Consider the following 1,696-nt stretch of genomic DNA (forward strand, 5'->3'; position numbering starts at 1 on the left):
TTGGAGGTGGCACTGGCTGCGGGGTTCGTGCGCGCCAGGGAATCCAGTTGAATTTCATCAGTCATTCCGTTGGTGTCCGTAAACCAGACTGTGGCTTGCCTCGAGGTCATGCAGGGGCGTGTTCGGGTCGTGGCAGCGGACGCGGCGGGCGGGCAGTGGATAAGCCGGCTACGGTAACCGGCAACCTGAACAGCGCCCGGTGGGGTTCCTATGTTGTGGTTATTGGTGTCTAGTTTCACGACATAGTTCACACCTGAGTCGGGACATCGTTCTCAGCTGACACGTCATCGGTGAGTCGGGACATCGTTCTCAGCTGACACGTCATCGGTGAGTCGGGACATCGTTCACACCTCCGCAGAAAGTCATCGTTCTCGCCGTCCGTGATCAAGGCCTGACCGTCACGGCCGCAGCCCGCCGCTACGGAGTCAGCCGCCGCTGGGTCCACGAATTGCTCAGACGCGAAGGAGAAGGAGGCATCGACGCCGTCGAACCCCGGCCCAAACGCCCGCGGAACAACCCGCGCCGCACCACCGCCGAGACCAGCTCCCGGATCCTGACCCTGCGCACACGACTCACCGCCGAGGGCCTGGACGCCGGGCCAGTCACGATCGCCTGGCACCTCGAACGCGAAGGACTGCAGCCGCCCTCGACCTCCACGATCCGCCGGATCCTGCACACCGCAGGGCTGATCACCCCTGAGCCGAAGAAACGCCCCAAAGCGTCCCTGCACCGCTTCGAAGCCCACCCCAACGAAACCTGGCAAACGGACTTCACCCACTGGGCCCTCGCCGACGGGACCGACACCGAGATCCTGAACTTTCTCGATGACCACTCCCGCTACCTGCTCGCCTGCACCGCGTTCAGACCCGTCACCGTCACCACGGTCGTGGCCACCTTCCTCGCCACCGCCGCGGTCTACGGCCTCCCGGCCTCCACCCTGACCGACAACGGCATGGTCTACACCACCCGCCTCGCCGGCGGCAGGGGCGGGCGGAACGCCTTCGAACACCAGCTCCACACCCTGGGCATCACCCAGAGAAACGGGTCCCAAGCCACCCGCAGACCCAAGAAAAATTGAACGGTTCCACCAAACCCTCAAACGATGGCTGACCGGCCAGCCCCGGGCCCACACCCTGGAAGACCTCAACGAACAGTTGGCGAAATTCCGGCACATTTACAACCATGAACGCCCTCACCGCGCTCTGGACCGACGCACACCCGCAGCCGCCTACGCCGCAACACCCAAAGCAGTACCGGCCGGAGCGAAACAGGGAGACCCCTGGCACCGCCGCATCGACCGGGTCGACCAGTTCGGTAAACTCACCCTCCGCCACGCCGGACAGCTCCGCCACATCGGCATCGGCCGGGCCCACGCCCGTAAACACGTCCTGATGCTCATCCACGACGCCGACGTCACCATCAGCGACGCCACCACCGGAGAAATCATCCGCGAACTCACCATCGACCCCACCAGGGACTACCAACCCAGAGAATCCGGGCAAAGAAAAACACCCCGGTCCGAAGACCGGGGTGTAACCGATGACTCGACTCATCCGTGAAGGATGTCTCGACTCACCACACTATGTTGTGGGTATTGGGCTTTGAACGCCCGCGGGGGAGCTCTAGTGGGTTAGGGCGCGGTTCTGGCCGATCCGCACGATCTTTCCCTCCTGTGCGGCCAGTTGGACGGCTTCGA

Annotated in this window: 1 pseudogene; it reads left to right on the forward strand. The window is 63.9% G+C overall.

What is annotated here, in order from left to right:
• Positions 1 to 364: 364 nt before the first annotated feature.
• A pseudogene (locus ACFC25_RS22660) lies at positions 365 to 1,559 on the forward strand (IS481 family transposase).
• Positions 1,560 to 1,696 lie beyond the last annotated feature (137 nt).

Origin of the sequence: Pseudarthrobacter sp. NPDC055928 (assembly GCF_042270935.1) — a bacterium.
In the GTDB taxonomy this organism is placed as follows: Bacteria; Actinomycetota; Actinomycetes; order Actinomycetales; family Micrococcaceae; genus Arthrobacter.